At 70.2% G+C, this 25,360-nt stretch carries 26 protein-coding genes; 16 read left to right on the top strand and 10 right to left on the bottom strand.

Annotation, left to right across the window (positions count from 1 at the left end; translation table 11 throughout):
- The first annotated feature begins 110 nt into the window (after positions 1 to 110).
- Positions 111 to 992, top strand: a complete 882-nt coding sequence (locus MUY14_RS35540) for an LLM class flavin-dependent oxidoreductase (RefSeq protein WP_247015865.1) — start codon at positions 111 to 113, stop codon at positions 990 to 992.
- A gap of 138 nt (positions 993 to 1,130) precedes the next feature.
- Here MUY14_RS35540 and MUY14_RS35535 read toward each other — a convergent pair whose 3' ends face one another.
- Complete coding sequence (locus MUY14_RS35535; protein WP_247015862.1) at positions 1,131 to 3,140, bottom strand: DUF6541 family protein; 2,010 nt, start codon at positions 3,138 to 3,140, stop codon at positions 1,131 to 1,133.
- A gap of 79 nt (positions 3,141 to 3,219) precedes the next feature.
- Between MUY14_RS35535 and glf the strand changes: the two genes are divergently transcribed.
- The 5 genes from glf (at position 3,220) to MUY14_RS35510 (ending at position 8,447) form a co-directional block, all read left to right on the top strand.
- Entirely contained in the window at positions 3,220 to 4,443 is a 1,224-nt protein-coding gene (gene glf, locus MUY14_RS35530; RefSeq protein ID WP_247015860.1) for a UDP-galactopyranose mutase, read from the top strand.
- Positions 4,436 to 4,954 (top strand): phosphatase PAP2 family protein, encoded by a 519-nt coding sequence (locus MUY14_RS35525; RefSeq protein WP_247015858.1) that lies wholly within the window; start codon positions 4,436 to 4,438, stop codon positions 4,952 to 4,954. Before glf ends, MUY14_RS35525 begins: the two co-directional genes overlap by 8 nt.
- Entirely contained in the window at positions 4,951 to 5,916 is a 966-nt protein-coding gene (locus MUY14_RS35520; protein WP_247015856.1) for a decaprenyl-phosphate phosphoribosyltransferase, read from the top strand. Before MUY14_RS35525 ends, MUY14_RS35520 begins: the two co-directional genes overlap by 4 nt.
- 110 nt (positions 5,917 to 6,026) lie before the next feature.
- The gene (locus MUY14_RS35515) at positions 6,027 to 6,833 is read left to right on the top strand and encodes a hypothetical protein (RefSeq protein WP_247015854.1); all 807 of its coding nucleotides are present in this window, start codon (positions 6,027 to 6,029) and stop codon (positions 6,831 to 6,833) included.
- A 78-nt stretch (positions 6,834 to 6,911) separates the two neighbouring features.
- Positions 6,912 to 8,447, top strand: coding sequence for a hypothetical protein (locus MUY14_RS35510; RefSeq protein WP_247015852.1), 1,536 nt, complete (start codon positions 6,912 to 6,914; stop codon positions 8,445 to 8,447).
- On the opposite strand, the gene MUY14_RS35505 is transcribed toward MUY14_RS35510, so the two are convergent.
- The 3 genes from MUY14_RS35505 to MUY14_RS35495 form a co-directional block, all read right to left on the bottom strand.
- Positions 8,425 to 9,039: a VC0807 family protein gene (locus MUY14_RS35505; protein ID WP_247015850.1), complete on the bottom strand. Its 615-nt coding sequence runs from the start codon at positions 9,037 to 9,039 to the stop codon at positions 8,425 to 8,427. The genes MUY14_RS35510 and MUY14_RS35505 overlap by 23 nt on opposite strands.
- Before the next feature lie 89 nt (positions 9,040 to 9,128).
- Positions 9,129 to 9,884 carry a decaprenylphospho-beta-D-erythro-pentofuranosid-2-ulose 2-reductase gene (locus MUY14_RS35500; protein WP_247015848.1) on the bottom strand — a complete coding sequence of 252 codons (756 nt, stop codon included), beginning with the start codon at positions 9,882 to 9,884 and terminating at the stop codon, positions 9,129 to 9,131.
- Complete coding sequence (locus tag MUY14_RS35495; protein ID WP_247015846.1) at positions 9,881 to 11,251, bottom strand: FAD-binding oxidoreductase; 1,371 nt, start codon at positions 11,249 to 11,251, stop codon at positions 9,881 to 9,883. Before MUY14_RS35495 ends, MUY14_RS35500 begins: the two co-directional genes overlap by 4 nt.
- A gap of 179 nt (positions 11,252 to 11,430) precedes the next feature.
- Between MUY14_RS35495 and MUY14_RS35490 the strand changes: the two genes are divergently transcribed.
- Positions 11,431 to 11,970: a GtrA family protein gene (locus MUY14_RS35490; protein WP_247015844.1), complete on the top strand. Its 540-nt coding sequence runs from the start codon at positions 11,431 to 11,433 to the stop codon at positions 11,968 to 11,970.
- A gap of 8 nt (positions 11,971 to 11,978) precedes the next feature.
- Positions 11,979 to 13,898 carry a glycosyltransferase gene (locus tag MUY14_RS35485; RefSeq protein WP_247015842.1) on the top strand — a complete coding sequence of 640 codons (1,920 nt, stop codon included), beginning with the start codon at positions 11,979 to 11,981 and terminating at the stop codon, positions 13,896 to 13,898.
- Between the two features lie 54 nt (positions 13,899 to 13,952).
- Here the strand turns inward: MUY14_RS35485 and MUY14_RS35480 are convergent, their stop codons facing one another.
- A complete protein-coding gene (locus MUY14_RS35480; protein WP_247015840.1) occupies positions 13,953 to 14,198 on the bottom strand; it encodes a hypothetical protein in 246 nt (81 codons plus the stop codon).
- A 114-nt stretch (positions 14,199 to 14,312) separates the two neighbouring features.
- On the opposite strand from MUY14_RS35480, the gene MUY14_RS35475 reads away from it, so the two are divergent.
- The 4 genes from MUY14_RS35475 (at position 14,313) to MUY14_RS35460 (ending at position 17,728) form a co-directional block, all read left to right on the top strand.
- The gene (locus tag MUY14_RS35475) at positions 14,313 to 15,077 is read left to right on the top strand and encodes an ESX secretion-associated protein EspG (RefSeq protein ID WP_247025406.1); all 765 of its coding nucleotides are present in this window, start codon (positions 14,313 to 14,315) and stop codon (positions 15,075 to 15,077) included.
- Positions 15,078 to 15,206: 129 nt separating this feature from the next.
- Positions 15,207 to 15,653 (top strand): hypothetical protein, encoded by a 447-nt coding sequence (locus MUY14_RS35470; RefSeq protein ID WP_247015838.1) that lies wholly within the window; start codon positions 15,207 to 15,209, stop codon positions 15,651 to 15,653.
- A gap of 6 nt (positions 15,654 to 15,659) precedes the next feature.
- Positions 15,660 to 16,229, top strand: coding sequence for a DUF3558 domain-containing protein (locus MUY14_RS35465; RefSeq protein WP_247015836.1), 570 nt, complete (start codon positions 15,660 to 15,662; stop codon positions 16,227 to 16,229).
- A gap of 11 nt (positions 16,230 to 16,240) precedes the next feature.
- On the top strand, positions 16,241 to 17,728 hold the full coding sequence (locus MUY14_RS35460; RefSeq protein WP_247015834.1) for a hypothetical protein: 1,488 nt from the start codon (positions 16,241 to 16,243) through the stop codon (positions 17,726 to 17,728).
- 56 nt (positions 17,729 to 17,784) lie between these two features.
- On the opposite strand, the gene MUY14_RS35455 is transcribed toward MUY14_RS35460, so the two are convergent.
- Genes MUY14_RS35455 through MUY14_RS35445 form a run of 3 tightly spaced genes read right to left on the bottom strand, consistent with a single transcriptional unit; the run spans position 17,785 to position 20,462 of the window.
- Positions 17,785 to 18,693 carry a glycosyltransferase gene (locus MUY14_RS35455; protein WP_247025404.1) on the bottom strand — a complete coding sequence of 303 codons (909 nt, stop codon included), beginning with the start codon at positions 18,691 to 18,693 and terminating at the stop codon, positions 17,785 to 17,787.
- On the bottom strand, positions 18,693 to 19,508 hold the full coding sequence (locus tag MUY14_RS35450; protein WP_247015833.1) for an ABC transporter ATP-binding protein: 816 nt from the start codon (positions 19,506 to 19,508) through the stop codon (positions 18,693 to 18,695). Before MUY14_RS35450 ends, MUY14_RS35455 begins: the two co-directional genes overlap by 1 nt.
- A 3-nt stretch (positions 19,509 to 19,511) precedes the next feature.
- Complete coding sequence (locus MUY14_RS35445) at positions 19,512 to 20,462, bottom strand: ABC transporter permease (RefSeq protein WP_247015831.1); 951 nt, start codon at positions 20,460 to 20,462, stop codon at positions 19,512 to 19,514.
- A 144-nt stretch (positions 20,463 to 20,606) separates the two neighbouring features.
- Here MUY14_RS35445 and MUY14_RS35440 point away from each other — a divergent pair, with 144 nt between their 5' ends.
- The 4 genes from MUY14_RS35440 to pseI are packed head-to-tail and all read left to right on the top strand — an operon-like array spanning position 20,607 to position 23,232.
- Entirely contained in the window at positions 20,607 to 21,233 is a 627-nt protein-coding gene (locus MUY14_RS35440) for a glycosyltransferase family 29 protein (RefSeq protein ID WP_247025402.1), read from the top strand.
- A 34-nt stretch (positions 21,234 to 21,267) separates the two neighbouring features.
- Positions 21,268 to 21,702, top strand: a complete 435-nt coding sequence (locus MUY14_RS35435) for a hypothetical protein (protein WP_247015829.1) — start codon at positions 21,268 to 21,270, stop codon at positions 21,700 to 21,702.
- A 1-nt stretch (position 21,703) separates the two neighbouring features.
- Positions 21,704 to 22,156, top strand: a complete 453-nt coding sequence (locus tag MUY14_RS35430; protein ID WP_247015827.1) for a GNAT family N-acetyltransferase — start codon at positions 21,704 to 21,706, stop codon at positions 22,154 to 22,156.
- 26 nt (positions 22,157 to 22,182) lie between these two features.
- Positions 22,183 to 23,232, top strand: a complete 1,050-nt coding sequence (gene pseI, locus MUY14_RS35425; RefSeq protein WP_247015825.1) for a pseudaminic acid synthase — start codon at positions 22,183 to 22,185, stop codon at positions 23,230 to 23,232.
- On the opposite strand, the gene pseC is transcribed toward pseI, so the two are convergent.
- Together pseC and pseB are read right to left on the bottom strand one after the other, a co-directional pair.
- Positions 23,229 to 24,359, bottom strand: coding sequence for a UDP-4-amino-4,6-dideoxy-N-acetyl-beta-L-altrosamine transaminase (gene pseC / locus MUY14_RS35420; RefSeq protein WP_247015823.1), 1,131 nt, complete (start codon positions 24,357 to 24,359; stop codon positions 23,229 to 23,231). The genes pseI and pseC overlap by 4 nt on opposite strands.
- A complete protein-coding gene (gene pseB, locus MUY14_RS35415; protein ID WP_247015821.1) occupies positions 24,352 to 25,335 on the bottom strand; it encodes a UDP-N-acetylglucosamine 4,6-dehydratase (inverting) in 984 nt (327 codons plus the stop codon). The genes pseC and pseB overlap by 8 nt, the downstream gene beginning before the upstream one ends.
- Positions 25,336 to 25,360 lie beyond the last annotated feature (25 nt).

Below are 25,360 nucleotides of genomic sequence, written 5' to 3'. Positions count from 1 at the left end.
TGGGGCCCCGCCCGTCCGTGCGACTGTCGGTGGTTACCGCTAGCCTCCGCCTTCCTCCCCACCGCCACCCTCAATGGGGAAGCTTCGCTTCACTGTTACTTTTCGGAACTGTGCGAGTAGGCATCGTCATTCTTCCGGAAGATCGTTGGTGGGCCGCCGAGCCGAAGTGGCGCGCGGCCGAGGAGTACGGCTTCGACCACGCGTGGACGTACGACCACCTGGGCTGGCGCAACCTGGTCGACGGCCCGTGGTTCGCCGCGGTCCCGACCCTGACCGCGGCGGCGATGGTGACGTCCCGCATCCGGCTCGGCACGTTCGTGGCGTCGCCGGTCGCCCGGCACCCCGTGCCGTTCACCCGCGAACTGATCACCCTCGACGACGTCTCCGACGGCCGGTTCGTCCTCGGCGTCGGCGCGGGCGTCGACCACCTGCACTACGACGGCGCGGTCCTCGGCGCCCCCGAGCTGACCACGAAGCAGCGCGCGGACCGCTTCACCGAGTTCGTCGAAGCGCTCGACGGGCTGCTCATGACCGACAAGTTCGACTTCGACGGCGAGTACTACCGCGCCCGCGAGGCCCGCAACCTGCCGGGCCCGGTCCAGCGCCCCCGCCTCCCCTTCGTGGTGGCGGCGAACGGCCCGCGCACGATGACGCTGGCGGCCCGCTTCGGCGCCGGCTGGGTGACGACGGGCAAGGGCGGCGCGACGGTCGACGAGTGGTGGGCGGGCATCAAGGAACTCACCGAGCTCTTCGACCGGCGCTTGGACGCGGTGGGCCGCGACCGGGCGAGCATCCAGCGGCACCTGAGCCTGGACTCGTCCCCGGTGTTCTCGCTGAGCAGCGTGGAGGCGTTCCGCGACGCGGTGGGCCGCGCGGGCGAGCTGGGCTTCACCGACGTGATCTCGCACTGGCCGCGCTCGTCGACCCCGTACGAGGGCCGCGAGGCCGTGCTGGAGCAGGTGGCGAGCGACGTCCTGCCCGAGCTGCACTAGGCCGTCCGGGTGACTTCCGGGTGATCGGGAAACCGATTGCCGCCCCTCAGGCGTCCTTGTTTGCAGACGTCCGAGATCACCCCGGGGGTTCGGGGGCCCTCGTGGCCGCGGCTGGGGGGCCGCGGCCACGAGGGCGTTCTACTTCACGATCCGGTAGATCACGGCACCCGCGTTCCGGTACACCGGCTGCACGAAGTCGTGTCCGTCCAGGTGCTGCAGGCCCCGGGCGATCGGGGTGTCGCGGCGGATCGTGCCGCTGCCCACCAGCACGTAGTGGATGTTCAGCCGCCGGATCGCCGCGCGCGCTTCGGGGTCGGTGTCGTAGTCCGCGAAGTGCTCGGCCAGGTACACCGCGTCCTTGGGCGCGACGCCGGCGTCGTAGTGGCCGGCCACCGGGTGCACGCCGGTCAGCGCGTACATCCAGGCCGTGCCGTCGAGCCGGTCGTTGAGCACCTTCTGGTCGGCGGGGATGCCGAGCGTGCCCAGCTTCTCCATCGCCTCGATCTCGTCCGCGCTCACCGGCGGGACCACCTCGCCGGGCAGGCCGTTGTAGTAGAGCAGCGACACCGTCTTGGCGTTGGCCGCGCGGTAGAACCCGCCGGTCAGCACGCCCATCGCGACGACCAGCAGCACCGCCGACGCCAGCCCGACCCGGCCGGTCAGCCACGGCCGCGCCCGCACCCACGCGCGGCTCCCGGCGGCCTTCGCCAGCCACCGCTGCGCCTCGCTCATGCCGTGCGCCGCGAGCAGGCACAGCGGGATCGCGGCCAGCGCCATCAGCCGGAAGCGGTCGTTCCACCAGGGCCGCGACAGGCTGATCACCCAGTCCTCGCCGCCGAAGCAGGCGACGACCACGAACAGCGCGGACAGCCCCAACGTCGAAAGCAGCAGCCAGCGCATCCGCCGCAGCGCACCCAGCGTCAGCACGCCGATCGCGAGGAACACCGTCAGCCAGATCTGGGGGACCGGCAGCACCTGCTTGAACGTCGCCAGCATGGCCAGCGCCTTCCACACCGGCATGTGCGAGCCCCAGGCGTGGTACGGGTACGACCCCGACGTGAAGCCGATCGCGCCGAGGATCATCGGCGCGGCCAGCAGCCCGGCCGCGACCATCACCGGCAGCATCCGCAGCACGTCGCCGCCGACCACCCGCCAGGCCCGCCGTCCCTCGGCGACGCCGTCGACGCGGCGGCCGCGCAGCGCCCGGTACCAGCGCTGCACCACCAGCGGGAACGCGAACAGGATCGCGCCGAACAACGCGCTCGAGTGCGCGGCGAGCAGGCCGGTCGCGCTCAGCGCCAGCACGGCGCCGGTGTCGACGCCCGGCCGCACGACGAACCGCTGCAGCGCGACCACCGCCAGCGGCGTCAGCACGATGCCGAGCGCGAACGGCAGCAGCCCGCTCGACACCGACTCGTACGCCCCGGTCGTCGCGCCGCCCGCGACCAGCGCCGCGCTGCCGGCGAACACCGCGCGGCCGCCGAGCTGGCGCACCAGCGCGACCATGGCCAGCGCGAACAGCCCGGCGATCGGCATCGTCACGGCGTTGAGCGTGACCGGGATCGACGTCCCGGACAGCTGGTAGACCAGCGCCCCGGCCAGGTGGTACGCGTTCGGGTAGAAGGAGCCGTCGGGGTACCAGTTGACGGTTCCCATGCCGGTCAGCGAGCCGTCGCCGGTCTCGGCGATGTAGCGGATGCCGTTCGCGTGGAACACCGTGTCCCAGCGCTGGAACACCGCGGTCGTCCCGCCGCGGCCGGAGACCACGACGGCGATCGAGACGGCGGTCGCGATCGCGACGCAGGCGCCGACGGCCAGGTGCGCGCGGCGCGTCCACGGCACCGGCGGCTCCTCCGCACCCGGCGTCGACCAGCCGCGCGCGGCGAACAGCCGGCGCAGGCCGAAGAGCACGGCGGCGAGCAGCAGGGTGACGGCGGCGACACTCGGCGGGCCGTAGGGGACGTGCGCGATGGCGAGCCACGGACCGGCGAGGCCGGTGATGGCGTAGCTGAGCAGCGGCGCGAGCCCGGCCAAGGCCCAGCCGCGCAGGCCGGCGGCCCACCCGACGACCCCGCCGGGGACCGCCAGCACGGCCAGGTAGGTGGCCACCGCGGCGAAGTAACTCCAGAAGTCCTCGGGTGCAGGCACTGCTTTCCAGGTGTGTCGTAGGCCGAAATGTGATAGTCGGGTGCGGGCCGGGTCAGCGACCTGCGTACCCTCGACGCCCGTGAGCGCGCACACGAACCCCGCACAGATTACTGAAGCCGATTTCGCAGGCTACGACCTCGTCGTCGTCGGGTCCGGTTTCTTCGGCCTGACCGTCGCCGAACGGGCCGCGGCCGAGCTGGGCAAGAAGGTCCTCATCCTGGAGCGCCGGAGCCACCTCGGCGGCAACGCCTACTCCGAGGCCGAGCCCGAGACCGGGATCGAGGTGCACAAGTACGGCGCGCACCTGTTCCACACCTCGAACAAGCGCGTCTGGGAGTACGTGAACCGGTTCACCGAGTTCACCAACTACCAGCACCGCGTGTTCGCGCGGGTCAAGGACCAGGTCTACTCGTTCCCGATGAACCTGGCCCTGATCAACCAGTTCTTCGGCAAGTCCCACACGCCGGACGAGGCGCGCGAGCTGATCGCCAAGCAGTCGTCCGAGTTCGAGACCTCGGCCGCGCAGAACCTCGAGGAGAAGGCCATCTCGCTGGTCGGCCGTCCCCTCTATGAGGCGTTCATCCGCGGGTACACCGCGAAGCAGTGGGAGAACGACCCCAAGAACCTGGGCGAGAACATCATCACGCGCCTGCCGGTCCGCTACAACTTCGACAACCGGTACTTCAACGACACCTACGAGGGCCTGCCCGTCAACGGGTACACCGCGTGGCTCGAGAAGATGGCCGAGCACGAGAACATCGAGATCCGGCTGAACGTCGACTACTTCGACGTCCGCGAGCACATCCCGGCCGGCACCCCGACCGTCTACACCGGTCCGCTGGACCGCTACTTCGGCTACTCGGCGGGCCGGTTCACCTGGCGCACCGTCGACTTCGAGTCCGAGGTCGCGGAGACCGGCGACTTCCAGGGCACCTCGGTCGTCAACTACAACGACCAGGAAGTGCCCTACACCCGCATCATCGAGTTCCGCCACTTCCACCCGGAGCGGGACTACCCGAAGGACAAGACGGTCATCTTCCGCGAGTACTCGCGCTTCGCGACCGAGGAAGACGAGCCGTACTACCCGATCAACACGCCGGAGAACCGCGAGAAGCTCGAGGCCTACCGCGAGCTGGCCAAGACCGAGGCGCGCGAGCGCAACGTCCTGTTCGGCGGCCGGCTGGGCACCTACAAGTACCTCGACATGCACATGGCCATCGGCTCGGCGCTGTCGGCGTTCGACAACAAGATCGCCCCGCACCTGACCGACGGCGCGCCGCTCGACGGGTCCCTCGATGCTTGAGAAGGGCGCCCCGGCGGGCGAGGTCGCTGTCCTTTCGAAGGCGCAGGGCTTTCTGAAGAGTGACGTTTCGGTGAAAGCCGCGCGCGGCATGTCCCACTTCGGTGAGCACGCCATCGGCTGGTTCAGCATCGGCCTGATCGGTGCCGCGGCCGATAAGGAGCGCCGCAAGGACTGGCTGGTCGCGGCGGCGGGCGTCGTCGGCGCGCACGCCGCGTCCATCGCGGTGAAACGCGTGGTCAGGCGCCCGCGGCCGGACCACCCGAGCGTCGAGGTACTGGTCGGCACGCCCAGCAAGCTGAGCTTCCCGTCGTCGCACGCGACGTCCACTACGGCGGCGGCGGTGCTCTACTCCGGATTGACCGGGCGTAACCTGGTGCCCGCCCTGGTACCGCCGATGCTCGCCTCGCGGCTCGTGCTCGGCGTTCACTATCCGACAGACGTTTTGGCCGGTGCAGCTCTCGGGGGGCTCGTCGGTGGTCTGATACGACGGAAGCTGAAGAAGAACCCATGAGCGAAACGACCGAGCAGCGCCCCAGCGACGAAACGGCCGTGAACCCTGAGGCCGTGGAGACTCCGGTGCCCGCGGCACGCGGCCGGTTCGGCCTGGTCGGCGGCGTCATCAAGACGGCGCGGCCGCGCCAGTGGGTGAAGAACGTCCTGGTCTTCGCGGCCCCGTTCTTCGCGTTCTCGAAGTCGACCGACCGCACCGGTCTCCTGATCGACGCGCTCATCGCCTTCGTGGCCTTCTCCCTGACGGCGAGCTCGGTCTACCTGATCAACGACGCCATCGACGTCGAGGCCGACCGGGCCCACCCGACCAAGCGCAACCGGCCGATCGCGGCCGGCCTCGTGCCGGTCCCCGTCGCGTACGGGGCCGCGGTCGTGTTCTTCCTGGCCGGCCTCGGCGTGTCGTTCTTCGCGAGCTGGCAGCTGGCGGTCGTGCTGGCGGTCTACGAAGCCGTCCAGCTCGGCTACTGCTTCGGCCTCAAGCACCAGCCGGTGGTCGACCTGGCCATCGTCGGCTCGGGCTTCCTGATGCGCTCGATCGCCGGTGGTGTGGCGGGCGGCATCGCGCTGTCCCAGTGGTTCCTGCTGGTCACGGCGTTCGGCTCGCTGTTCATGGTCGCGGGCAAGCGCTACGCGGAGATCATGCTGTTCGAGCGCACGGGCGCGAAGATCCGCTCGTCGCTGAAGAAGTATTCGGCCAGCTACCTGCGGTTCGTCTGGGCGACGTCGGCGGCGATCCTGATCATGTCGTACTGCCTGTGGGCGTTCGAGATCCGCCAGACCGAGCACAACTCGGTGTGGGCGCTGATCTCGATGGTCCCGTTCGTGGTGGCGGTGCTGCGGTACGCGGTGGACGTCGACGGCGGCATCGCGGGCGAGCCCGAGGAGATCGCGCTCAAGGACCGCATCCTGCAGGTACTCGGCGCGACCTGGGTGATCACGCTGTTCCTGGCGTTCTACCTGTGACTTCTCATGGCGGATCGACAGGTTCGTTTCAGCTGACGCACAGCTGACCGGCGCACCCTGAGGTGGTGGGGGCGGGCACTGCGCCCGTCCCCGTGACCACAGGAGCGACGATGAACGACCAGCCGCGCGAGGAGAAGGCCCCGCAGGGAGCCGACCAGCCCACCGTCGAGCAGCCGACGACCCCGGCGGCGGCCGACCAGCCCACGACGACGACCCCGGCCGCACCCAGCGAGCCCCCAGCGGCCGAAGGTGGCGCGGCGCCGGTCCCGCCCGCCGCTCCGGCGTCCGGTCAGCCCGCGCCCCCGGCAGCCGATGGCGGGACCGCACAGGTACCGTCCGCCGCTCCGGCGGCCGTTGGCGGCACGGCGCCGGTCCCGCCCGCTGCTCCGGCGCCCGGCCAGCCTGCGACCCCGGCAGCCGTTGGCGGCACCGCACAGGTACCGGCGGCCGTTGGCGGCACGGCGCCGGCCCAGCCCGCCGCCGCAGCCCCGGCGCCCGGCCCGCAAGCCCCCGCGGCTGACCAGACCGCGGTTCTCGGCCAGCAGGCTCCGCCCGCCGGATCCACCCAGCAGGCGCCGCCCACCCCTCAGCTCTCCCAGCCCGGTCCCGGCCAGTCCTACGGCGCCTGGGGACCGCCCCAGGCCGCCCCGCGCCAGTCCGGGGGCTTCCGGCGGTTCGTCGGGCACCGCGCCACGCAGCTCGTCGCGGTCGGCGTGCTCGGGCTGCTGGTCGGCGGCGGCATCGTCGGCGGGATCGCCGCCGCGAGCCACCACGGCCCCCGCGACGGCCGTCCCGGCATCCACCGCCAGTACAACGGCCCCGGCGGCGGCAACCACGACGGCCGCCCGGGCTTCCGCGGCGGCCAAGGCCAAGGCCAAGGCGGCAACCAAGGCCAGGGGAGCGGCGACGGCATCTGATCACCGGGGAATGTGGCCTGCGCCACCGGCCTCCCACTCAGATCACGGAAGTATCACGGCCGGGGTACGGTGTTCGGGATGCGAAGCGCCTCCGCAGAACTCCCGAAGGCCGCCGGTGCGCTGCCGGCGGCCCTGCCCGTCGCCCGTTCGTGGGCTCTCCCGGTGGGCGCCGCCGCGGCTTCGGCCCTCGTGTTCGCCCTGGTCAGCCACCACCTGATCGATGACACCTACATCACGCTGTCCTACGCGAAGAACCTCGCCTTCCACGCGCACTGGGGCCTGATCGAGCAGGGGACGGCGAACACCGCGACGTCCCCGCTGAACGTCCTGGCCCTCGGCGCGGTCACGTTCGTCGTCCGCGACGCCATCCTCGCCGCCGGGATCGTCTTCGTCGTCGCGCAGGTCCTGCTCGTGCTGGGCCTGCGCCGGCTCGGCGAGCGCACCGGGCTGCCGCCCGCGTTCGCGCCGCTGACCTTCGCGTTGCTGCTGGTCAACCCGCTGCTGCTGTCGTCGATCGGGCTGGAGGTCGCGCTCGGCGCCACCGGCGTCGTCTGGGCCCTCGTCCACGCCGGCGAGCGCCACGCGGGACGGCTGGGCGTCGTGATCGGACTGCTCGCGCTCGTCCGGATCGACCTGCTGCTGATCGCGGCGGTGCTGTTCGCCGCCCGCCGCGACTTCTGGGTGGGCATCTGGCGCACGACGTTCTCGGCGCTCGCCGTGATGCTCCCGTGGTTCGGCTTCAGCTGGCTCGTGCTCGGCTCGGCCGTGCCGGACACGCTCGTCATCAAGATCAGCCAGCAGTCGTGGGGACCGTTCAGCTTCACGAACGGCCCGCTGCTCTACTTGCGCAACTTCCCGGCGGCGGCCGCGCTGTCGTTCCTGCCGCTGCTGCTCGCCGCGGCGGCCGGGGCCGGCTGGATCGTCCTGTACCGCCGCGGCTCCCGGACCGCCCGCCGGCTGACGCCGTTCGCCGCGCTCGCCGTCGCGGGAGCGCTGCACTACGTCGCGTACAGCCGGCTGGGCGTTCCGCCGTACCACTGGTACTACGCGCCCAGCATCATCGGCGCGACCGTCTTCCTGGCCGCCGTCGCCTCAGCGGTGCCGGAGCACGTGCGCCGCGGGACGTGGACGGCCGCCGCCGCGGTGGTCGCGGCCGGCGTCGCGGTGTACGCGGTGCCGGGCCTGCCGCGCCAGTTCGCGCCCATCACCAGCAACCACGCGTCGACGACGGAGTACCGCGAGATCGGCCAGGAGCTCGCGGCGATCGCGCACGGCCGCAAGGTGGAGACCGCGGGCGAGGTGGGCGCGCTGGCCTACGCGTGCGACTGCGAGCTCGTCGACGAGTTCTCCGACCGCGGCGCGGTCGACCCGGCGATCACCGAGACGAAGCGCCGCAGCGGCGAGGTCGGGCGGGCGCTGCTGGAAGCCAACTTCCACAACTTCGACCACAGCGTCGCGCCGATCAGCCCGGACCTGGTCCTGGCCACGACCCGCCGCGCGCCCCCGCCGGCCGCGCTGGCGAGCTGGCGGATCGACTCGCCGTGGGTGGGCAGCCAGAACCTGTACCTGGTGCCCGCCCACGCGGTGGCGCTTACGCGTTCACCGTCCGGTTGACGCCCATCCGCTGCCTCGTGAACTTCACCCCGAGCACCACGGCCACGACGGTCAGCGCGGTCTCGAGGAACGGCACGACGTCCACCGGCAGCGTGAACGCCATCACGACGACGGCGCAGGCCAGCAGGACGCACCCGGCGCCCCACCACAGCGTCGCCGAACGCCACCGCTGCCGGAACGCGGAGGAGCGGCCCCACAGCTGTTCGAGCTCGCCGGCGCGCTCGGGCCGGAAGGTGCAGGCGACCCGGAACAGCAGCGGGCGCCGCCCGACGAGCAGGCTCCCCAGCAGCGCCACGCCGAGCGGCAGCGTGATCCACGCGCTGCGGACGAGCAGCAGCCGGGCGTCACCGGAGAACACCGCCACCGCGCAGTTGATCAGCAGCACGGTCAGCACGAACGCGCTGACCGGGTCGATCCGCCGGTGCCGGGCCAGGACGTACCCGGTGCGCAGCACTGGTGGCACCGCACCGACCAGCAGCGCCCACAACGCGTCGACGCCGAAGGAACGCAGGACGTAGTACAGGGCCATCGGGAGCGCGACGTCGCGGAGGAGCATCGTGAGCCCGGCGCGTTTGCTGTTCGTGGTCGTCATGGTGACAGTCTGTTTCGACGACCACGACGGCACATCGGCGTCCGGACCGGGCCCGGATGGAGTTCCGGGTCAACCCCCGGGTGGACGCCCTAGATCGGGAGCTTGCGGAAGATCGGCCGCGGCACGTGCCGCAGCGCCGACATCACCAGGCGGAACTGCGCCGGCGCCCACACGAGGTCCTTGCCCGCCCGCGCGGCCGAGACGGCGGTCTCCGCCACCTGCTCGGCGGTCTGCGCCAGGGGAGCGTCCTTCAGGCCCTCGGTCATCTTCGTCTTGACGTGGCCCGGCCGGACGACCGTCACCTGCACGCCGGACGGCGCGAGCGCCTCGCCCAGACCCAGGTAGAAGCCGTCGAAACCGGCCTTCGTGGAGCCGTAGACGAAGTTGGACCGCCGGACGCGCTCGCCGGCCACCGACGACAGCGCGATCACCGTGCCGTGGCCCTGCGCCTTGAGCTTCTCCGACAGCGCGACGCCGACCGACACCGCGGCCGTGTAGTTCACGGTCGCCAGCTCGACGGCCTTCGCGTGGTCCTGCCAGACCTCTTCCGGGTCGCCGAGCAGGCCGAACGCCACGACGGCCACGTCGATGTCGCCGCCCTCGAACGCCTTGGCCAGCACGCCCGGGTGCGACGCCGTGTCCTTGGCGTCGAAGTCCACAGTGGACACCTCGGCGCCGCGGTCCTTCAGGCGCTGCGCGGCCGCGTCCAGCCGGGGCGACGGGCGCGCGGCCAGCACGACCCGCAGGGGCTTCTCGGCCAGGTACTTCTCGGCGATCGCCAGCGCGATGTCGGAGGTGCCGCCGAGCAGGAGCAGGGATTGGGGGTTGCCCACCGCGTCGATCACAGTTCGAGCCTCCGGCTCATGTCAGAGGCGAAAACGCCTTCGGGGTCAACGGAAGCGCGGATCTTGCGCCATTCTTCGAGCCGCGGGTACATCTTCGCGAACGTCTCGGGCGTGGTGCGCGAGTCCTTCGCGGTGTACAGCCGCCCGCCCAGCTCCAGGACGTCGTCGTCGAGCTCCTGGCAGAAGCGGCCGAGGCCCTGCTTGATCGGGAAGTCGACGCAGACCATCCAGCCCGGGTGCGGGAACGACAGCGGCGCCGCGTTGCCCTCGCCCATCCGCTTGAAGACGTTGAGGAAGGACACGTGCCCCGACTCGGCGATCTTCCGGACGATCTTGCGCAGCGGCTCGTGCGCGTTCAGCGGCGTCGAGAACTGGTACTGCAGGAAACCCTTGGAGCCGTAGGCGCGGTTCCACTCGCCGAACATGTCCAGCGGGTGGTAGAAGGCCGTGAGGTTCTGGATGACGCCGCGGGCTTCCTTCGGCGTCTTCCGGTAGTACAGCTCGCCGATCCCGCCGAAGGTCAGCTTGTTGGCCAGACCGTTCGGGAAGATGTCCGGCAGCGTCGCCAGCTGCGGGGCGTCGAACTTGAGCGGGTTCGCGCGCAGCTTGGGCGGCAGCTCGTCCAGCTTGGCCAGCGAGCCGCGGCCGAAGGCGGCGCGGCCCAGCTTCGAGCCGGTCGAGATCGTGTCGAACCACGCCGACGAATACGTGTACTTGTCGTCGGAGCCGTTGCTGACCAGCTCGAGCGTCTCGTCGAGGTTGTCCGTGCGCTCGTTGTCCGCGAGGAAGTACGCGGTCTCCGTCTTGGTCATCCGGATCTTCGCCCGGACGATGATCCCGGTCAGGCCGATGCCGGCGACGGTCGCCCAGAACAGCTCGGCTTCCGGGCCCTCCGGCGTCAGCGTGCGGATCCGGCCGTCGGCGGTGATCAGGTCCATCGACACGACGTGGTTGCCGAAGCTGCCCGCGCTGTGGTGGTTCTTGCCGTGGATGTCGTTGGCGATCGCGCCGCCGATCGTCACCTGGCGGGTGCCCGGGAGCACCGGGACCCACAGACCGTGCGGCAGCGCCTCGCGCATCAGCTGGTCGAGGCTGACGCCGGCGTCCAGGTCGACCAGCGCGCTGTCCGGGTCGATCGAGTGGATGCGGTTCAGCGCGGTCATGTCGACGACCAGGCCGCCCGCGTTCTGCGCCGGGTCGCCGTAGGAGCGGCCGAGGCCGCGCGCGATGACACCGCGCTCGCCGGCCCGCGTCACGGCGCGGGCGATGGCATCGACGTCCGCGGTGCTCAGGACGTCGGCGGTGGTCGGGGCCGTCCGCGCCCAGCCCGTGAGCGTGCGTCGCTGTGTCTCGGGTACTTGGGTCACCCGTTCAGTAAACCAGCGGCGCGAAGCGCCTCCGATGAGGGTGGTGGCGGGGGCATGGATGGAGTAGCCACGCCGAAGGACGCCCGGAACGTGACCCTGAAGTGCTCGCTTCTACACTTTGCGCATCAAGGCACAAGCGCCCGCGCGGGTGACCATGACTCAGGCAACGAGGTAAAGCAGTGGTGGCGACCGATCCGCAAGCCGACATCGCAGCTGCGATGTCTGGGGCCGAGCCCCAGGCCCCAGCCGGGGGGCGAGCCCCCCTGGACCCCCCAACGGCGGGTGGGCAGCCGTCCTCCATCGGACTGCTCGGGCAGCTCATTCGCTTCGCCCTGATCGGTGGCTTCTGCGCCCTGGTCGACCTGGGCACGTACACGCTGCTGACCCAGGTGGCAGGCATGGCCACTTCACCGTGGGTCGACGTCGCCCGCGCTATCTCTTTCATCGTGGGCACGACCACTGCGTTCTTCCTGAACCGGAAGTTCACCTTCTCCGGCGGGCGCCGTGACGGGAAGGCGCAGGTCGGCTCGTTCGTCCTGCTCTACACCGTGACGTTCTTCGTCGCGGTCGGGGTGAACCAGCTGATGCTGCAGGTTCTGCCGGAGTCCGCGTGGCAGCACACACTGTGCTGGGCCGTGTCGCAGGCAACCGCCACGGTGATCAATTTCGTGATGCTCAAGTGGGTCGTCTTCCGCGAGCCGTCGACCGAGGAGAACTGAGGAACTCAATGCCCGGTAAAACAGCCACCCCGGCGCCGACCACCCAAGCCGGCGCGGCCGCCGAGACGCGGTTCACCGAGCACACTCCGCAGGGTCGCCTGACGGCGCAGCGCGGGCTCTACGCCGGCCCCGCGCCGATCGTCAGCAAGGACCTGTACGCCGAGCTCGAGTGGGGCTCGGCCGTGCGGGAACGTGCGGCCATCTCGCTCGAGCCCGCCTCCAAGGTGTCGGGCAACACGTACTTCGGCCGGTTCCCGGCCAGCTACTGGCAGCGCTGGACGGACGTGTCCGAGGTCTCCGTCGAGGCCGTCGTGACCGGCACCGGCCTGCTGTCCATGGGCGCGTCCGACGTCGAGGGCGAGCCCCGCGTGATCGAGGCCGAGCAGGTCGCCGACGCCAAGCAGGCGAAGGTGACGCTGACCGGCAAGCTCGACAAGTTCTACGACGGCGGCGCGCTCTGGCTCGACCTCGAAACCGAGGGCGGCCAGACGCTGCGCGTCGAGCAGGTCCGCTGGACGGTCGAGGCCCCGGAGAAGATCCGCCCGACCGCGGTGACCATCTGCACGATGAACCGCGCCGACGACTGCCTGAAGAACCTCCAGGCGCTCGCCGCGGACGTCTCCTCGCTGGAGACCCTGGACGCCATCTACGTCGCCGACCAGGGCACCGACCTCGTCGAGTCCCGCGAAGGCTTCGAGCAGGTCGCGAAGGACCTCGCCGACAAGCTGCACTACATCAAGCAGCCGAACCTCGGCGGCGCCGGCGGCTTCACCCGCGGCCTCTTCGAGGTCGCCGGGCACACCGCGACCGAGCACGCGAACGTCCTGTTCATGGACGACGACGTCCTGCTCGAGCCGGACCTGGTGATCCGGATGACGGCGTTCTCGAACCGCGCCGCCAACCCGATCATCGTCGGCGGCCAGATGCTGAACCTGTTCCACCCGAACCAGCTGCACGTCGGCGCCGAGTACGCCCGGCTCAACACCCTCGAGCCCGGCCAGCCGGTCGAGCACTCGCTGTCGACGGCGGACCTGCTCGGCGTGGACGAGGAGACGCTGAAGCCGAACCGCCAGGAGCGCCGCCTCGACGCCGGCTACAACGGCTGGTGGTCGTGCCTGATCCCCTACGAGGTCGTCCAGGCGACCGGCTACCCGCTGCCGTTCTTCTTCCAGTGGGACGACGCCGAGTACTCCTACCGGGCCCGCGCGCACGGCTTCCCGACCGTCACCCTGCCGGGTGCGGGCGTGTGGCACGCGGACTTCCACATGAAGGACTGGGACGAGTGGCACCGGTACTTCAACCTGCGCAACTCGATCATCACCGCCGCGCTGCACTCGCCGTTCAACCTGAACCTGCTCTCGCGGGTGCTGCTCGCGCAGCTGGTGCGCTACCTGCTCGGCATGCAGTACGGCCTGTCGGCCACGCTGATCAAGGCCGTCGAGGACTTCCTCGAGGGCCCGGAGGTCCTGCGTGACGGCGGCGTCGAGGCGATGAAGGAGATCCGCCGGATCCGCGACCAGTACCCGGAGACCAAGCGCCACAAGGCGACCGACGTCCCGGGCATCGCGTCCAACGACATCGGCATCATCAACAGCGCGCCGCGGCCCAGCATGCAGCGCCTGGTGCTGATCAAGCGCGTGCTCGACCGGGTGCTCGGCCGCAGCCGCTTCGGCCTCGGCGCGGTGCCGATCGACGAGGCGAACTGGTGGCACATCGCCCTGTTCGACACGGCGGTCGTGACGGACGCGAACCAGGAAGGCGTCCGCGTCCGGTCCTACGACAAGGTCAAGATGTTCGACCTGGCCAAGCGCGGCGCGAAGGTCGTCCAGCGGCTCCGCAAGGAAGGCGCGGCGGTGCAGGAGCAGTACAAGCGCGCCATGCCCGAGCTGACCTCGCGCGAGAACTGGAAGCGCCTGTACAAGCTCTGAGTTCGCTTACTTCGGCGAAGGCCGTCTCACATTCGTGAGGCGGCCTTCGCCGTTTCAGCCGTGGATGCCGAAGACGGTGTTCTTGCGGGTGAGGTCGTCGACGTACGCGGCGGCCACGTGGGCGAAGTTGATCGCGACTTCGGAGTGGTCCTTGGTGGTCACCGTCTCGACGGCGCCGGTCTTCACGAGCTGGGCGAGCTTGCCCGCCAGCTTCCCGGATTCTTCGGTCGTCAGCGCGAACAGCAGCGGTTGCCCGCCGGTGGCGAGGTGCAGCACGAGTGCGGGTTTCGGGTCGGCCATGCGTCCATCGGACCAGCGGCGATCTTCGCGCGGCAAGCGGGTTCGCTGAGGGCGGAGCACCCGGTGGCGGTACCGTTCCCCGAGATCGGAAGAACCCTCGGGGGGATGGAAGCGATGCCGCACTCGTTCTCGCTGTCGCTGGCAGCGGTGGACATCCTGCTCGAACAGCTCGGGCTGGGCCGCGCGCCGACGCCGTTCGAGGTGCCGCACGTCGGCACGACCGTCGAGCAGCGCGCGATGATCCGCGACGCCGTCGTCCGCGACCTGACCGGCCGCGGGCTGTGGAGCCGCGGCCGCCTCGACCCGGACGCCGAGCTGGCCCTGACCACGTTCGTCCGCGGCACCGTGACCATCACCGCGGCCGCCGAGCTGGGCGACCGCCAGCTGTTCGCGAAGGTCGCCTCCGACGGCCAGTTCGCGGTGCTCGCCAAGCAGGAGGAGAACCTCATCGTGTTCGAGGAGGTCCGCCCGACCGGCATCGTCCCGGCGATCGTCGACCTCCTCCCGCTCACCCCGGCTGCCCCCGGCCAGTCGGTGACCATTTCGAGGCCGGCCCAGCAGCCCCGAACCCAGCGCCGCGACGAGGCGTACGACCCGTTCGCGGGCGTCAGCGCCCCCCGCGCCCACAGCGGCGGCAGCGGCCCCCAGGTCCGCATGATCGAGCGCGTCTTCCAGGAACCGAAGAAGCGGGTCGGCCAGTTCACGGCCCAGACCCGCGGCGGCACGTACCCACCCCTGGCCTGGTTCGACACCCCGGCCGGCCGCTGGCTGATGTCGTCGAGGACAGCAGCGGACGGCCAGCGCTGGCTCACGTACGCCCCGGCCGACAACGCCCGCCTGGCCCAGCAGCTGTACGCCCAGCTCGAAGGGCAGTTCTGAGCTTCGGGAACCGCGCGGGTGCCCGGTGCGTCCCAGGGGAAGATCGGTGAACCGAGGTTGCGCTGGGTGCCCGGCTAGTAGACTTCCGGGTGCACACGCACGGGCGAAGCGAATTCGGGGTGGACTGCGATGCAGATAGCTGACGGCGGGGGCGGCTCCCCTTGGGACATCGCCAACCCGTTCTCCTCCGATGCCATGGGCGCCGCGGTGCAGGCCGTCACCGCCGAGACACAGAAGCTGGTCGACGCGGCAAACAGCGGCGGTTTCCGGATCACGTCGGAAGGCGTAGAGCCGATCAAGAAGGCGCTCACCGACCTGATCAACGACCTCAGCGGCCTTGACGAGGCCACTTACGTCCTGAACCAGTCGCCCCAGCTGGGCAGTCACCCCTATGGGCACACCATCGCGGCTCACGACAAGAAGGGCGCGTCGCAGGCCGAGGAGGGGTCGGCCGGTTACGTGTTGTCCCAGCTCCGACAGTTGGCGGACCAGGCGAACAAGGCCTTGACCCGGGCTTCCAGCCTGTACTCCGAGTCCGAGAACACCGCGCTCGACGCCATGAAGACCAAGCCGTAGGGAACGATGAAACTTCTCGCACGCGCTGTCCTGCCCGTCGCCGCGGGTGCCCTCCTACTGTCCGGCTGCACGAGCACGCAACCGGGAACTGCCTCGCCGGCCGGTTCCCCGTCGGCGGCGTCCTCGGCAGGTGAGTCCAGTTCGGCCGATCCCGGCAGTGCCTCGACCACTTCGCTCGAGCCTTGCACCTTGCTCACCGCGTCCGACGTCAGCGCGTACAACACGTTCGAGGCCCCCGAAGAGAAGAAGCTCGGCGGCGCCCGCTTGTGCAGTTACCGGCACAACGTCACCGACGCGAGCGAAGAAAGCATGACTATCAACGTGGGCATCCGTGACGACGCCCCGCTCGACTCGGTCAACGACACGGGCAATGGCGTCAAGGACATCGACGTGAACGGCCGCAAGGCCAAGGAAGCGTCGAGCACCACGCCGCTCGGCTGCACCGTTGCCCTCGGGGTGGGCGACAAGTCGCGCGTCGACGTGAACGTCATCTCCGTGAAGACGGTCGAGAAGGCTTGCCAAGTCGCCGAAGAAGTGGCGACGAAGGCCGTCGAGCCGAAGCTGCCCAAGGCGTAGGGGGAGTTCAGATGACCACACCAGGAAAGTTTCCGCGGACTCCCGATCTGCCGGTGGAAAAAATCGAGGCCATGCCACCGCAGGAGCGCCACGAGTACCTCATGCACAAGGTGAATGAGGAGGGCTACGGCCCCGACAGCGGGTTGTTCGGCTACATCCAGAGGTTCTTCGCGCAGATCAACGCGAAGAACCAGGAAGAGCAGATCAGCCAAAAGAACATCAAGGCCGCCACCGACGGCCGCAAGGTCGAATACGTCCAGGGGCTGCACGCGCCGAACGCGGACTACAAGGGCAACAAGCACGAGCAGCTCAAGGAGTACCTGGAGAGCAACCTCGACGTCCAGCAGGTCTCCGACGTTTCGACCGCCTACCATGAGGTTCACCAGGTCTTCGACAAGTTCGCCCAGTCGATGAACTCCGCCGTCAACGCTTCCAAGGGCACCTGGGAAGGCGGCGCCGCCGAGAACGCGCAGCAGTACTTCACCAGCCTCAGCAAGTGGTCCGACGCCAACTCGCAGAACGCGAAGCTCGCCTCGGAGACCATCTACGACCAGGGGCAGGCCGCGTCGACGGCGAAGAACTCCATGCCGGCGCCCATTCCGTTCAGCTGGAAGGACGAGTTCGGCTCCTGGGCGACCTCGAACCCCTTCAACCTGGCCGACAACGTCGACAAGTCGATCCAGAAGCAGAAGGACAGCCAGGCGGCGCACGACCAGGCCGCCGGGGTCATGGCGACCTACGACAAGAACCTCTACGAGGCCGCGTCGAAGCAGCCCGCCTTCGCGCCTCCGCCCAGCTTCAGCACCGGTGGGGGCAGCGACGACCCCAACGGCACCGGGGACAAGAACGGCATCAACACCCCGTCGGGCGTGAACACGCCGGGTGGGCACTCGGTGAACATGCCGGGTGGCGGCACGAACAACTTCACCACCGGCAACATCCCCGGCACCACCGGGACGCCGCAGTTCTCCGGGCCCGGCTCGACCACCGGTGCGGGGCTGCTGCCGGCCGGTACGACCACGCCGTCGGGCTTCACGCCCGGTTCGGTTCCCGGCGGGTCGACGACGAACCCGAACCAGCAGTTCGGGGGCATGCCGCCGATGAGCCCGATGCCGATGGGCGGCGGGATGAACTTCGGCGGGGACGAGGCCTACAACTCCAAGGTCGGCGGCGGCGGTGGCGGCCGCGGGGCCGGTGGGTTCGGGCCTGGTGGCTCGGGGGCCGGCAGCGCGACCGGCGCGGGTGCCGCCTCGGGGGCCGCGCGGCCCGGCGGGATCGGTGCGGCCGAAGCCGCCGCCGGACGCGGGATGGGCGGGCTCGGCGCTGGTGGTGCGGCCGGTCGCGGCGGGATGGGCGCCGGCGGTGCCATGGGCCGTGGCCAGAAGGGCGAGGGTGACGAGGACACCGAGCATTCGCGCCCGACGTACCTGGTCGAGGGTGACCCCGACGAGGTCTTCGGCACCGACCTGCGCACCGCGCCGCCCGTCATCGGCGAATAGAGACGTGACGGAAAAGGGCCCCGGGAAGAAAGGGGCCCTTTTTCGCCGGATGAAGCTCAGTAGCGGAAGAACTTCTCCGCGCGGCCCTGCCGGACCAGCTTCAGCCACTGCAGGAAGGCCTTCGGGTCCCGCTTCACGCCCACGAAGTACAGTCCGAACCGGACGATCTCCAGCGCGCCGATCTTGCGCATCCCCGGCTGGGACAACAGGTACCCGCGGTTGCGGTAGGTGTAGTACCGCTTGACCTCGTTCTCCGGGTCCTGCGCGTGGAACTTGCCGCCCAGCATCGGCTTGAACTCGTCCGAGCCGTCCGGGTGCAGGTACTTCGTCTTCAGCGACGTGCCGAACGGCAGCCCCGAGCGGGCCAGCCGGCGGTGCAGCTCGACCTCGTCGCCGCGGAAGAACAGGCGCAGGTCCGGCACGCCGACGACGTCCAAAGTGGACGCCCGGAAGAGCGCGCCGTTCATCAGGGAAGCGATGCCGGGCAGGAAGTCCACGCCCAGCTCGGACTGCGACCGCTTCCACGTCAGGCCGCGGCGCAGCGGGAACGCGAGCTTGTCCGGGGCGTCGATGTTGGACACCACCGGCGAAATCTCGGCCAGCCCGCGCTTTTCCGCTTCCTCCAGCAGGATCGCGAGCACGTTCTCGTCGGCCGGGCGCCCGTCGTCGTCGGCCAGCCAGACCCACTCCGCGCCCAGCGAAAGCGCGTGCAGCATGCCCAGCGCGAACCCGCCGGCGCCACCGAGGTTGCGGTGCGACGGCAGGTACGTGCTCGGCAGCGGGTAGTTCTCGACGACTTCGCGGGCCGAGTCGTCCGGCCCGTTGTCGACCACCACGAGGTGGTCGACCGGCCGCGTCTGGGCCGCGATGACCTTCAGCGAGTCCGCGAGCAGCTCGCGCCGGTGCCGCGTGACGACCACGCCGACGACCGCGCCGTCGGGCAGCTGCCGGGTCTCGCTGACCATCATTCGCCGCCGTTCGTCGTCGCCACCGGCTCGATGCCGAGGCGCTGCAGCGTTTCCTGGCTCATGTCCGCGAACGGGTCGCGGCCCTTGTACCCGGTGAGGACGTCGCGCAGCGTGCCCTGTTGCTTGAGGTGACCTTCGTCCATCCAGATCGCCGAGTCGCACAGCTCGAACAGGAACTCGTCGGAGTGGCTGGCGAAGACCAGGATGCCCGAGCGCTTCACGAGGTCCTTGAGGCGGTCGCGCGCCTTGTTGAGGAACGCCGCGTCGACCGCGCCGATGCCCTCGTCGAGGATCAGGATCTCCGGGTCGATCGACGTGACCACGCCCAGTGCGAGCCGCACGCGCATGCCCGTGGAGTACGTCCGCAGCGGCATCTGCAGGTAGTCGCCGAGTTCGGTGAACTCCGCGATGTCGTCGACCCGCTTCTCCATCTCCTTGGCGGTCATGCCGAGGAAGAGGCCGCGGATGATGATGTTCTCGACGCCGGAGATCTCCGGGTCCATGCCGATGCCGAGGTCGAAGACCGGTGCGATCTTGCCCTTGATCCGCGACGAGCCGCGGGTCGGCTCGTAGATCCCGGCGAGCAGCCGCAGCAGCGTGGACTTGCCGGCGCCGTTGTGCCCGACCAGCCCGACGCGGTCGCCTTCCCGCAGGTTGAGGGTCACGTCGTGCAGGGCTTCGATGATCGGGACCTTGGTGTCGGTGCCGATCTTGCCGCCGACCTTGCCGAGGACCTGCTTCTTCATCGACCGCGTCTTCGCATCGAAGATCGGGAAGTCGACGTACGCGTTGTGAACGTCAATGGAAACCATGTGTCACACCCAATAGGAGACGCGGGCACGGTAATTGCGCATCGCGACGAGCGCGAGCGCCCACCCGACGACGGTGATGGCACCGACCACGATCCAGTTCTCCACGGAGAACTCCTGGCCCAGCAACGGCGCGCGGACCACCTGCATGAAGTGGTAGAGCGGGTTCGCCTTCACGATCGGCAGGATCCACGAAACGCCTTCCCGGGATCCGCCGCTCATCAGCTGGTCCACCGGCCAGACGATCGGCGTGCCGTAGAACAGCAGCTGGATCAGCGAGTTGATCACCTGCGGGATGTCGCGGAAGCGGGTCGAGATGATGCCGAACAGCAGGGTCACCCAGGCGGCGTTGACCGCCAGGAGCAGGAAACCGGGGATGGCCAGCAGGATGTTCCAGCTGAGGCCGGGGTGACAGATGTGGTCGGGGATGCACAGGCCGTTGCCCAGCAGCGAGTACTGCTTGCTGAGGGCGCCGAAGAAGATCACCAGTACGACCACGTAGACGATCATGTTGTGGGCCAGCATCAGCGTCTGCCGCCACACCGTGCGCAGCATGTAGACGCTCAGCGGTGCCGGGAGCTGCTTGATCAGCCCCTCGTTCGTGATGAACGTTTCCATGCCCTCGGACAGGCAGCCGCTGATGAAGCCCCAGATGATGAAGCCGGTGGAGATGTAGGGCAGGAACACCTCGACGGGCAGCTTGAACAGCTGCGAGTAGAGCAGCCCGAGCCCGAGCGCGAGGACCGCCTGGCTGATCGTGATCCAGAAGGGCCCGATCACCGACCGGCGGTACCGCTGCTTGATGTCCTGCCAGCCGAGGTGACCCCACAGCTCGCGGGCGGAGAAACCGGCCTTGATGTCGGCGAAGGCGCGCGCGAACGTCTTGCTGTCCGACGTCGGGGGCACCGGCGTCGCTACGGATGAGTTCGCGGCCTGAACCGTGCTGGTGGCATGCACGTGGACGAGGGTACCGATGGGATGAGCGGCGTCCGGCCCACCCCGCCGCTGTGGTAGAGCCGAGTGGCCGATACCGGGGGGCCGGTGACCTTTGTGCTGGTACTTTCTCGGCTTATGACTGCTGCTCTCGGCGCGGCGAGCCTGATGGTCAACCTGCTCGCGGCGTACGCCGACCGGCCCGACCCGCGTTCGGTGGCCGTGGTCGGCAACCAGCCGCTCCCGCCCGACCCCCAGCGCGCGAAGGCGATCGACGCGTGCGACCTGGTCATCCGGGTCAACGGCTTCGTCGTCGACAAGCCCGGTGAGGAGGTCGTCGGCTCCCGGACGCACGTCGTGGTGTTCAACCGGGCGATCCGGGCCACCCCGTACGTCTTCCAGGACTACCGCAGGCGCCTCTACCTGCTGGTCGAGCCCGGGCGCATGCACTGGGAGCCGGAGGACCTGCCGGGCTGGTGGCCCGCCGACCTCGGCGCGGTCCCGGTGTCGAACCGCGAGGTCGTGCTGCCGCTGTCGGACGCGCTGGGCCTGCCGACGCGCGACGAGCCGACGTGGTCGACCACCGGCACGCTCGCGGCGTGGATCGCGCGGACGTCGTTCCCGACCGCGCAGCTCGTGCTCACCGGGTTCTCGTTCATCGACAACCCGGACCAGACCTCGTGGGAGCACGCCGCCGGCGACTCCTGCATCGTCGGGCCGGAGCACCAGATCGCCGCCGAAGGGCGGCTGCTGGACTCCTGGACGAAGACCGGCGACACCACCCTCCTGCGCTGAACGCGCGTCCCCACCTCCACGTAAGGACCCACCCATGGCTGTGCAGAAACTGGGCAGAGGCTTCGTCGACCGGATCGCCCGGCTGATCGACTTCCGCGTCGACGAACGCACCCGCGCGCTCGCCGACCGCGTCAACAACCTCGAGCACGCGACCGCCGACCACCGGCGCCGGCTCGACAGCGCCGAGCACAACCTCGAGCAGGCCCGTGGTGACCTGCGCTGGGCCCGTGCCGAGCTCGACCGCCTGATCCCGCACGTGGCCGCGCAGGAGGGCCGCCTGGAGACGCTCCGCGAGTCGATTTCGCTCGTGCCCACCGGCGACGCGCCCCAGGTCGCCGAGGCCCGCACGCTGATCGAGGAGATCCAGCGCCAGCACGCCCAGATCCGCGTCCGGCTGGCCGGCATCTCGCGCTACGAGGACCGGCTGCGCCGCCTCGAGGACCGGGTCGAAGAGCCCGTCGCCCAGTAGCTTGCACGCCCGGGAAGCCACCGAAGCGGACGCCGAGCTGCTGCTGGGCTGGCGCAACGACCCGCGGACGCGGCGGTCGTCGCGCTCGACGGCCGTGGTGGCCCTGGCCGAGCACCTCGCGTGGCTGCGCGGGGTGCTCGCCGACCCGGCGCGGCTGCTGCTCGTCGTCGAGCACGAAGAGGCGCCGGTCGGCACCGTCCGGTTCGACCGGCGCGACGGCGACGGCTGGGAGGTCAGCATCACGCTGGCGCCCGAGAGCCGCGGCCGGGGCTTGTCCGGGGCCGTGCTCGCCGAGGGCGAGCGGGCCGCCCGCGACCGCCTCGGCGTCCGGACCGTGTTCGCCGCCGTCCACCAGGACAACGCGGCTTCGGGGAAGCTGTTCGAGAAGGCGGGTTACGCCGAAGCCGCGCCTGCCGTCAGCGGCTTCCGGCAGCTGCGCAAGACTCTGAGCTGACCCGCAGTCCACCCCGGGGAGGCACCATGCACGACATCCGGTTCGGCGCGCACACGATCGGCCCCGGCCACGCGCCGTTCGTCATCGCCGAGATGTCCGGCAACCACAACGGCGACCTGGACCGCGCGCTGTCGATCATCGACGCCATCGCCGAGACCGGCGCGCAGGCGGTCAAGCTGCAGACCTACCGCCCCGACACGATCACCATCGACGTCGACACCCCGGCGTTCCGGATCGGGGACTCGCACTCCCTGTGGGGCGGGGAAAACCTGTACAAACTGTACGAAAAGGCCCACACGCCGTGGGAGTGGCACGCGCCGCTGTTCGAACGGGCCCGCGCTCGCGGGCTGGAAATCTTTTCCAGCCCGTTCGACCCGACGGCGGTCGAGCTGCTGGAGTCCCTGGACGCGCCGGCGTACAAGATCGCGTCGTCGGAGATCGTCGACCTGCCGCTGATCGAGCTGTGCGCGCGCACCGGGAAGCCGCTGGTCATCTCGACCGGGATGGCGAACGTCGCCGAAATCGACGCGGCCGTGCGGACCGCGCGGGAAGCGGGTAACGACCAGCTGATCGTGCTCGGCTGCACGGCGAGCTACCCGGCGTCCCCGCGGGAGAGCAACCTGCGCGGCCTGCCGCTGCTGGCGGGCCTGACGCAGACGCTGGTGGGGCTGTCGGACCACACTCCGGGCATCGGGGCGCCGGTCGCCGCGGTCGCGCTCGGCGCGGTCGCCATCGAGAAGCACGTCACGCTGGCCCGTGCGGACGGCGGCGTCGACTCGGAGTTCTCGCTGGAGCCGGCGGAGCTGGCCGCGCTGGTGACCGAGACGCACCGGGCGTGGGAAGCCCTCGGCGAGCCCGTGCTGGGCCCGCGGGAGAGCGAGAAAGAGGGGCTGCGGCTGCGCCGGTCCCTCTACGTCGTCGAGGACGTCCGCGCCGGGGACGAGGTCACCGCGGCCAACGTCCGGTCGATCCGGCCCGCGGGCGGCCTGGCCCCGGCCGAGATCACCACGGTCGTGGGGCGCACCTTCCGCGTCGACGCCGCGAAGGGCACGCCCCTGACCTGGGACCTGCTCTAGAAGAACGCGCGCACGGCGTCGACGACGCGGTCGACGTCGGCGTCCGTCAGCGCCGGGAACAGCGGCAGCGAGAGCTCCTGCTCGTAGTACGCCTCGGCGTTCGGGCAGAGCCCGCGCCGGTAGCCGAGGTCCTCGAAGACCGGGTGCCAGTACGCCGGGATGTAGTTCACCTGGACGCCGATGCCGGCGCCGCGCAGGTGCTCGAACAGGGCCTTCCGGCGGCCTTCGAGGACCCGCAGCGGGTACAGGTGCCACACCGGGTCGGCGCCGGGGCGGCTCGGCGGTGTCGCCACGCCGTCGACGTCGGCCAGGGCCGCGGAGTACCGGGCGTGGATCTCGGCGCGGCGCTTCTTGAACTCCGCGAGCCGGGTGAGCTGGCTGGACCCGAGCGCGCAGAGGACGTCCGGCAGGCGGTAGTTCAGCCCGAACTCGTGGACTTCCTGGTGCCAGCCGCCTTCGTCCGGGTAGCGCTGCTCGGCGCGGTCGCGGACCAGGCCGTGGTTGCGGAACTTCCGCGCCCGGTCGAGCAGGCCCGCGTCGGGCGTGACGACGGCGCCGCCTTCGGCCGTGGTGAGGTTCTTGGTCGGGAAGAACGAGAACGTCGTCAGGTCGGCGACCGAGCCCACCGGCCGGCCCTGCCAGGACCCGCCGACCGAGTGCGCGGCGTCTTCCAGGAGCAGCGCGCCCGCGCCGTGGGCGAGCTCGCCCAGCGCGTCCAGTTCGGCCGGGTGGCCGGCGTAGTCGACGGCGGCGACGACCTTCGTGCGTTCCGTCACCGCGGCCTCCGCTGCCTCGACGTCGAGGTTGCCGGTGTCCGGTTCGACGTCGGCGAAGACCACCTTCGCGCCGAACAGCGCGGCCGTCGCGGCGGTGGCAACGAACGTCATCGGCGACGTGACGACCTCGTCACCCGGCTTGACCCCGGCGGCCGCGTAGGCCACGTGCAGGGCGGCGGTGCCCGAGGTCACGGCGACCGCGGGCGTGCCGCCGGTGTGCCCGGCGAGGTCCGTCTCGAACCGCTGGACCGCGGGCCCGGTGGTCAGCCAGTCGCCGCGCAGGACGTCGACGACGGCTTGGATGTCCTCTTCGCTGATCGACTGGCGGCCGTAGGGGAGGAACTCAGCCATGCTGTTCGACCAGGTCGCGCAGCTCTTCGGGGTTCAGCCAGAGGTCGTTGGTGTCCGAGCGGTAGGCGAAGCCCTCCGGCATCGGCGTGCCGCCTTCGGGCTCCTGGTAGCCCCAGCCCGCGAGGTGCGGCTGCACGACGTAGCGGTCCTCGAGCTTGACCGTCCGGCGCGCGTCGTCGGGGGCGATCATCTCCTCGTGCAGCTTCTCACCCGGGCGGATGCCGACCTCGTGCATCTCGCTGCCCGGCGCGATCGCCTGGGCCAGGTCGACCAGCCGCATGCTCGGGATCCGCGGCACGTACAGCTCGCCGCCGTGCATCTGGTCGAACGAGTCGACGACGAACCGCACGGCCTGCGGGAGCGTGATCCAGAAGCGGGTCATCTCCTTGTGCGTGATCGGCAGCGACTCGCCCTTTTCGGCCAGCTTCCGGAAGAACGGGATGACGCTGCCGCGCGAGCCCATCACGTTGCCGTAGCGGACCACGGAGAAGCGCGTCACGTGCGCGGCCGCGTAGTGGTTGCCGCTGATGAACATCCGGTCGGCGCACAGCTTGGTGGCGCCGTAGAGGTTGATCGGGCTGGACGCCTTGTCCGTCGACAGCGCGACGACCTTCTTGACGCCCGTGTCGATCGCGGCCTCGATCACGTTCTGCGAGCCCACAACGTTGGTCTGGACGAATTCGAACGGGTTGTACTCACCGGTGTCGACCTGCTTGAGCGCGGCGGCGTGCACGACGTAGTCGACGCCGTGCATGGCGCGCTCGAGCCGGCGGCGGTCGCGGATGTCGCCGATGAACCAGCGCAGCCGCGGGTCGTCGTCGAACAACTGCCGGGCCTCGTACTGCTTCAGCTCGTCGCGGGAGAGCACGACCAGCCGGCTCGGGTTCAGTTCGGCGAGGGCGTGCGCGATGAACGCCTTGCCGAAGGAACCGGTCCCGCCGGTGAGCAGGATGCTGGAGCCATCCAGCTCGGACATCGTTGACCTCCGCGTTTCGGTGACT

The sequence above is a fragment of the Amycolatopsis sp. FBCC-B4732 genome, from assembly GCF_023008405.1.
Classification (GTDB): domain Bacteria; phylum Actinomycetota; class Actinomycetes; order Mycobacteriales; family Pseudonocardiaceae; genus Amycolatopsis; species Amycolatopsis pretoriensis_A.
The sequence above is the reverse complement of the archived record's forward strand: the minus strand, read 5'-3'. Positions and strand labels throughout refer to the sequence as shown.